General features: G+C 30.5%; 9 protein-coding genes, 1 tRNA gene and 1 pseudogene. 7 read left to right on the top strand and 4 right to left on the bottom strand.

What is annotated here, in order from left to right:
- Together N4A42_RS02480 and N4A42_RS02475 are read left to right on the top strand one after the other, a co-directional pair.
- Nucleotides 1-202, top strand: a pseudogene (locus tag N4A42_RS02480) (LysE family translocator); the annotation flags it as partial.
- Nucleotides 203-209: 7 nt separating this feature from the next.
- Nucleotides 210-740 (top strand): hypothetical protein, encoded by a 531-nt coding sequence (locus N4A42_RS02475; protein ID WP_294069394.1) that lies wholly within the window; start codon nt 210-212, stop codon nt 738-740.
- Nucleotides 741-911: 171 nt separating this feature from the next.
- Here N4A42_RS02475 and N4A42_RS02470 read toward each other — a convergent pair.
- A tRNA-Cys gene (locus tag N4A42_RS02470) sits at nt 912-982 on the bottom strand.
- An 84-nt stretch (nt 983-1066) separates the two neighbouring features.
- The gene (gene folB / locus N4A42_RS02465; RefSeq protein ID WP_294069392.1) at nt 1067-1429 is read right to left on the bottom strand and encodes a dihydroneopterin aldolase; all 363 of its coding nucleotides are present in this window, start codon (nt 1427-1429) and stop codon (nt 1067-1069) included.
- 63 nt (nt 1430-1492) lie between these two features.
- On the opposite strand from folB, the gene N4A42_RS02460 reads away from it, so the two are divergent.
- From N4A42_RS02460 to N4A42_RS02445, 4 genes are all read left to right on the top strand, one after another.
- The gene (locus N4A42_RS02460) at nt 1493-2593 is read left to right on the top strand and encodes a helix-turn-helix domain-containing protein (RefSeq protein ID WP_294069390.1); all 1101 of its coding nucleotides are present in this window, start codon (nt 1493-1495) and stop codon (nt 2591-2593) included.
- 103 nt (nt 2594-2696) lie between these two features.
- Nucleotides 2697-3482, top strand: a complete 786-nt coding sequence (locus tag N4A42_RS02455) for a hypothetical protein (RefSeq protein WP_294069388.1) — start codon at nt 2697-2699, stop codon at nt 3480-3482.
- 220 nt (nt 3483-3702) lie between these two features.
- Nucleotides 3703-4326 carry a hypothetical protein gene (locus N4A42_RS02450; RefSeq protein ID WP_294069386.1) on the top strand — a complete coding sequence of 208 codons (624 nt, stop codon included), beginning with the start codon at nt 3703-3705 and terminating at the stop codon, nt 4324-4326.
- A gap of 99 nt (nt 4327-4425) precedes the next feature.
- Complete coding sequence (locus N4A42_RS02445; protein ID WP_294069384.1) at nt 4426-5289, top strand: hypothetical protein; 864 nt, start codon at nt 4426-4428, stop codon at nt 5287-5289.
- 41 nt (nt 5290-5330) lie between these two features.
- On the opposite strand, the gene N4A42_RS02440 is transcribed toward N4A42_RS02445, so the two are convergent.
- Together N4A42_RS02440 and N4A42_RS02435 are read right to left on the bottom strand one after the other, a co-directional pair.
- Complete coding sequence (locus tag N4A42_RS02440; protein WP_294069382.1) at nt 5331-6563, bottom strand: T9SS type A sorting domain-containing protein; 1233 nt, start codon at nt 6561-6563, stop codon at nt 5331-5333.
- Between the two features lie 42 nt (nt 6564-6605).
- Complete coding sequence (locus N4A42_RS02435; RefSeq protein WP_294069380.1) at nt 6606-6806, bottom strand: zinc ribbon domain-containing protein; 201 nt, start codon at nt 6804-6806, stop codon at nt 6606-6608.
- A gap of 145 nt (nt 6807-6951) precedes the next feature.
- Between N4A42_RS02435 and N4A42_RS02430 the strand changes: the two genes are divergently transcribed.
- Nucleotides 6952-7301: glutamate--tRNA ligase family protein (locus tag N4A42_RS02430; RefSeq protein ID WP_294069378.1), on the top strand; the 350-nt coding region annotated here is incomplete at its 3' end.

Here is a 7301-nt window from a genome sequence, read left to right as displayed (position 1 = left end):
TTATTTTGTGTGCGATTTATTTAAAATAGCCGCAGCAAAACGTCTAAAAAATAAACTGACTCCACGACGCATTTTTAAGACCAAAAAAATTGTAGCTCTATTTATTTTAGGTTTCGGAATTCTACTCTTATCTCAAGGTTTGTTTCCAGAACTTTATGAAAAAGGTAAGGAACAAATTGATAAAGTAAATCCTTTGGATTAGTTAAGATTTGAAGAATATTCAAAAGAAAATATTAACATTTCCTTTAAGAATAGCTCTTATTATATTAATTATTGGTGCTTTATTTAAAATAATGCATTGGCCATACGCTAATAGATTAATGCTTATTGGCGGAGTTTCTATTAGTATATTATATTTAATTCGTTTTCTTTACAAAAAACCAAAGAATAAAATCGATTTTGTAAAACTTTCTTTAGTTTTTTTATGGTTAATAAACTATTTAATTGATGCATTCCATGTATTTAATATTCCTTACTTATTTGAAGCATTATTAGTAGCATTGTTTATTTGGTGGTTTACAGAGGAAGGTGTTTTCTATTTTAAAAATAGGAAGTTTAAGAGAAAAGGCATAATTAAAATGTTTTATTACCTTATTTGTTACCTAACCTTATTAGCTTTATCATTAGGGATTTTAATAAAAATTCAACATTGGCCGTATGGCTCGTTAATATTTGTATTAGGAGTACTATTACTATGTTTAGTTTTAATTTTAGATTACTTTTTAATAGAACATAAATAAACACCAATCGATAATAATTTTCCAAAAATTTAGAAATAAAAAAAACCTCAACATTAGTTGAAGGTTATTGAGGTGTCGAGCGGATTTGAACCGCATTAACTTAATCTAAATTTTCTTAAAATTTAAAACAAAAAAAGCCTTTGAATTATTTTCAAAGGCTTTATAATTTTGAGGTGTCGAGCGGATTCGAACCGCTGTAGATGGTGTTGCAGACCACTGCCTAGCCACTCGGCCACGACACCCTAAATTCCTAAAAAAGCAGGAATCTCATTATTTAAAACGAGAAGGCAAATATATAAATTATAAACGTTTTATCATATATAGGTTTACTTTTTTCGTTTTTTACTAAGTTTAATGGTAACCATCTCTACGTCACCACCAATAGGTGGATTAATTTTACTCACACAAACTGTGGCTTTAGAAATTAATGAAGATTCATTAAAAAAACGATCTAAAATACGTTGCGCAACAGTTTCAAGAAGTTTAGATGGTTTTGCCATTTCTTCCCTTACAACTTTGTTTAAAAATACATAATCTACAGTATCTTCCAACGCATCTGTTTTAGCTGAAGTTTTAAGATTAGCTTTTACTTCTATATCTACACGATAGTCACTACCAATAGCTGTTTCTTCTTTTAAGCAGCCATGATTTGCGAATACACGAATATTTTCAACTTTTATTATTCCCATGCAATAGTTTTAATGCTGTAAAGTTATCTAAAAAAAGAATGTATTTTTATCAAAACACCTCTAATGTTTCTTGAAGATTACTTTTTATTATTTCTAGAGTTATTATCAGGATTTTCGGCAATTATGATAGGCTTACTTTTTTTAACAGTGAAGTCTAAAAACAGAAATGCTAATCTCTTTTTAGTCTTATTTTTATGGTGTTTAGCTTGGTTGATTTTAACCAATATATACATGCAGTTTGGTGAAGATAATTCTATAGATTTACCAGAAATATTAGATTTTAATCCTGTCTTATTTCTTTTCCCTGCACTATTTCTTTACATACTTGTTACTATAAACAAATCTTTTAATAAATGGCTTCTATTGTTATTTATACCTGGAGTACTATTTAATCTTTTTCATATTGAAGAAAATAGTCTTTTTGAGATTATAGACGTTGTATTATTTCCAGTGGTGAGTTTAACCTTAATGGTTATTGCTTTTAGAATTTTATTGAAACACAAGAATAAAGTAGAGCATTACTATTCGGAATTGGAATACAAAACTCTTTCTTGGATTAAGAGTATTATTATAACTGTTTTTGTACTTCATTTTTTTATAATTTTTGGAGAAATTTCAGATAATTTAAATGATTTTTTAAGTGATATATTTAGTTTATTCGAAATTCTTACAACGCTTTTTATAGTCTATTGGATAGGTTACAATGGATTCTTTCAGGCACAATTATTTCTTGAGAATACTCAAAGTAATATAATAAAGGCAGAGCTAATTGATGCAAAACCTGAAACTATAATTCCAGTGGTTATAGATGAATCATTAAAAGAACAATTTGGTATTATAGAGTCCAAAATAAGAACAGAGCGGTTGTTTCAAAATCCAAATTTAAATCTTAGAACTCTTGCTGTAAGCCTAGATTTAAAAGAAAAAGAATTGTCAAGATTGATAAATCAATGCTCAGAAACTAATTTTTATCGATTTATAAACCGTTTTAGGGTTGATGAATTCAAAAATTTATTAGAATCTCCAAAAGCAAAACAAATGTCTATTTTGGGCTTAGCACAAGAGGCTGGATTTTCTTCAAAATCAACGTTTTATTCTGCTTTTAAAACCTTAGAAGGTATGACGCCTAAACAATACGAATCTTCTCTTAAAAAGTCCGATTAGACGCCATTCGGACTAATATGATTGCATAATTCTTAGGGTTGGCCGTTATTTTGTTGTTCTACTAAGACAATTAAATATAAGCTTAAACGATAAATTTAGAATTATGAAAAAAATGATGACACTCATGGTATTTAGCACATTATTTGGATGCATATCATGTAGTAAAGATGATGATAACTCAACACCTCCTCAAGCACAATCATGTGACTTTAATGTGTTGAATATTTCTTCAACAGAAAGTTATGTATTTGAGGATAATTTTTCTCAGCATTTTATACAAAGTCCAAGATGGGAATCTGAAAATGCAGATATAACTTTAGTAAATGATGAAGGACAATTAACAGCAAATTCTAATGATACTTCAAACGCATTAGAAGCATGGAAACTTTATAATACACACATGCCTTATCATAAATCTTGGGAAATATCTGTAGATGTAAAATTACCATTGTACTGGAATTCAAATGGAGGAAATGAAGCCCAAGTAGGCGCTGGAATATTTGTTGGTAAACCTGTTGTTTCTGGTCAATCCTCAAAGGTGTATGAATGCAATATGGCAGTTGTAAACGGTCAAGGAAGATTTGTGCAAGCGCAACTCATTGCAAATCGTTTAGGTGAAGATCCTATTGATGTTCAGTTTAGAGAATTAGAACAATCTAAGGAAACTGCTAACCTTAAAATTCAATTTTGTGCTTCAAATAAAATGTTAAGCCTATTAATAGATGATACTATTGTAGGAGTAGGACGTACTATAGATGCAAGCGGAATGGACAATTGGAACTTATCTGATTCTGATGTAATGGATGTTGGTATTATGGGTTTTGCTGAGAATACAGTCATTACTTCAAACCAACCAGCATTAGATAATTTTAAGTATAACATTTATTAATAAACTCATAAAAATAATTACCAATCATAAAACGTAACATATAACGTTTTATATTTACACACAGATTCTAAACGTTAGCACTGAAGAAGATATTGGACGTTTAGAGTTTTATAATTGCGCAAGAACGCATACTTCAGTTCTAAGGAAGAATTGTAGTATGCGTTTTTTTATATAGAAAAATGAATAATAAAAAGTTTTAACAATAAATAATTAAATGGATATGATAAAATTAATTTTAAAGCCTGTAGTATTTCTTTTTTTAGGAAGTCTTTTATTCCTCAATTCATGTAATAATGATGATGATAAATCAACAACTAGTTCTAGAGAACAAGGTATTTTTAAGGTACTTGATGATGATACTACTATTGAAATGAACGGAGTTATTGGAAGCCAATCCTTAAATCATTTCAATTCACTTTATGCTGCTTTTCCTAATGTTAATAAAGTAAATATTAAACAATGTGATGGTTCTGAAGATGATGAAACTAATCTGCAATTATCAGTTAGAGTTCATCAATTAGGTATTGATACGCATTTATTGGATAATGGTTTAATTGCCTCTGGTGGTGTAGATTTTTTCCTAGCTGGTGTACAACGAACCAAAGGTATTAATACACAAATAGGTGTACATTCTTGGTCTGATGGTAATGGAACAGAAGCTACCGATTTCCCTGTTGGTCATACTAATCATTTACCATATATTAATTATTATGTATCTGTTGGTTTTACACAACAACAAGCGGAAGATTTCTATTATTTCACTATCAATGCTGCATCAGCGAGCTCTATTCATTGGATGACTGATCAAGAAATAGTGCAGTATAATATCTTAACACTACCATAAAACAGTCCGAATAGAAGCATCCGAACTTTATACACATCTAAAAAAATACGATTCGTAGTTCTTTTGCTGTTTTACAACAAAACGATAAAAAATTTACTTATGAAAAAACTATTTGTATTCCCTCTGTTATGTGTATTTGTAACAGTTTTTAATTGCGTGTCTTGTTCAAGTGATGATTCACCTTCAAGCTCAACTGGAGTTATAGAACCAGGTAATGATCCAAACTTTACTATTGTAGCTAATAACGATGGTATATTATCTAGGTACAATAGAAAAGTAGTGGTGTTTGGTATCGATATTTATGCTGTTCCAGCAGTTGAAGATGTCAAATTATTACATGCAGCCAATGTAATGGCACAATATTTAGATAATGATGAAGATGGTAATGTTGATGACCAATTAGTATTGGATAAAATGCTCGAAAACCAAGCATTTATGGTAATGTGGAAAACGGAAAGTGATTTAGAAAATACATTTCCTAGTGGAAGAGAAGGTCAAGATTTAGGAAATGACGAAACACATCCAAGTTTTGTGGCTAACGGAAAAACAGGTGAATTTGATGCTACTTTAGAAGAAGTATTACACATTATAAATAACGCTGGACATTCTTATGCTTATCCAGATGCTTTTGGACAAAATGTAGGATCAGATTTAGCCAATGCTATGGATATTGCTAGAGGAGGACAGTTTATGACTATTCCAAATACATATCCAGAAAATGCTTGGTATACTTATGATGATACTACTTGCGATTATGCATCTTGCCAAACTATAGAGTATTTATATTGGGCAATTACATCTATGTTAGGTGCTCAAGAAAACAGATTGGACGAAATTGGACATGAATGGAAACTAAATACGAATGCTTTGGTTCAAAGTACAGATACAGCGATTTATGCTTTATTAACCAATCCTACATATAAAATGCCTACGGTTTTGCCAGATGGTAGTTATAGACATTAAAAAATTAAAAAGGCTGCTTATTTAATAAGCAGCCTTTTTAATTAAAGCTTTATCACTTTTTTAATTTGTGATGTGTTTCTAGATGATATTTCTAGAAAATATGTACCTCGTTCAATCTCTGAGAGTGAAATTCTGTTGTTGATTATCTTATCAAAGGACTTCACTTTTTGTCCTAAAATAGAATATAGGGTTACACTGTAATTTTCTGTATTTCCTACTTCAATGTTAATAATATCTTTAGTTGGATTTGGATAAATTTTAAAAGGAGATAAAATATCATCATTTACACTTAGACTTGAAATCGTCACTGTTTTTGTAACTTCATGAGTTCGACTACAAGCTGTAATACTTAAAGTAACTTCAAAATTTCCAGTAGCGTTATATGTATGAATTGGGTTATTTTCAGATGAAGTGTTACCATCATCAAAATTCCAAGTGACTGTATTAGCCTGATAAGTATTGGTAAATGTGACTTGATTATCAATGACTGTAAAATCAAAATTTGCGGTAAAATCCCAATCATTAATTACATCAAAAACAATAGTTTTAGCAGCTATTCTAATGGTATTTGCAATAGAAGCATCAAGTGTAGAATCCCAAGTCATTAATGTTGGATCTTTCTTATAAATCATCGTATAAAAAGCACATGCAGCAGCATACGAACCAGCTAAAGAAGGATGCGAACCATCTCCAGAGTACAAATCAACTTCAGGATGATGAGTTCTTAGATAGCGCCACACAGCGCCAACAGGCGCAACTTCAGAAGTGTTTTCTTCTGTCATAAACGTATAGGTATTTCTTATAGCATCGTCCATACCTTCATAAGTACACACCCAAGGCACAAATTCACAATTTTGAGCATCACCATTTTCACGACCCCAAGTCATATAAAACAAAGGTTGCGAACAAGCATTATTATTACGTATAGCATTGACTAATTGAGTTGCAAAAGGATATAATTCAGTTTGCATTTGTGCTTCACTCCATGAGGTTTCTTGGCTTTGTGCTTGAAGCGTTACAAAATCCCAATTATCAGCATTAATTTTATTAAGAGTTGTGGTATTACTAGCATGATTCATTAAACGATGACCTCCAGGTGTATTAGAATCGTAAATAAGAATGTCACCTGTATTAGTAGCCATTTGACTGACCAAGTAAGGCAAGTTATTAGAGGCAGTATAGCTATTTCCTAAAAATAATACACGTTTGGTTTCTTGGGCAATGGTATGTTGTGTAAGACTAAAAAAAGCAATACAAGCAATTATTCTTTTCATTGTTTTTTTAGGTAAAAATAACATTAAATGCTGTTAAATAGGTTAATTAGTAAAGAAATCAAAAACATTACTAATAGCGCTTGTTTTAGCTTTAAAGAATTCTGTATAAGTACACTGTTTACAAGTAACAGAGGTGAATTTTTTATTTTGTACATCAAAGATTTTAGATAGTGTTCCTCCTGTAGCTCTTATTTCACCAAGTTCGTATGTGGTGTTATCGCATTTTGGACATTTGTAATTCATTATTTTTGGTTTTTTTGTTATAAGCATAATATAGGTGTCTCATAGTGTAGTAATGTTACATTTTATGTAATTTTGCAAGCTGAATTAAGCCTGTGCTTTAGTACATTGTACTTAACATTTAAGCCTAATTCCTAACACTTAAAAAATGTCTGAAGAAAAGAAATCACTCAATTTTATTGAGCAAATCATAGAAGAAGATTTAAAAAACGGTTTATCAAAAGATAAATTACGTTTTCGTTTTCCACCAGAACCTAATGGGTATTTACACATTGGACATACCAAAGCTATTGGTATAAGTTTTGGTTTAGGAGAGCACTATAATGCGCCAGTAAATTTACGTTTTGATGATACCAATCCTGCAAAAGAAGAACAAGAATATGTAGATGCGATTAAACGTGATATTGCTTGGTTGGGTTACCAATGGGAAAATGAATTATATTCTTCAGATTATTTCCAACAATTATACGATTGGGCAGTTCAAATGATCAAAGATGG

Origin of the sequence: Winogradskyella sp. (assembly GCF_025210595.1) — a bacterium.
In the GTDB taxonomy this organism is placed as follows: Bacteria; Bacteroidota; Bacteroidia; order Flavobacteriales; family Flavobacteriaceae; genus Winogradskyella.
Note: the sequence above shows the minus strand (reverse complement) of the source record. Positions and strands in the feature narration are given on the sequence as shown.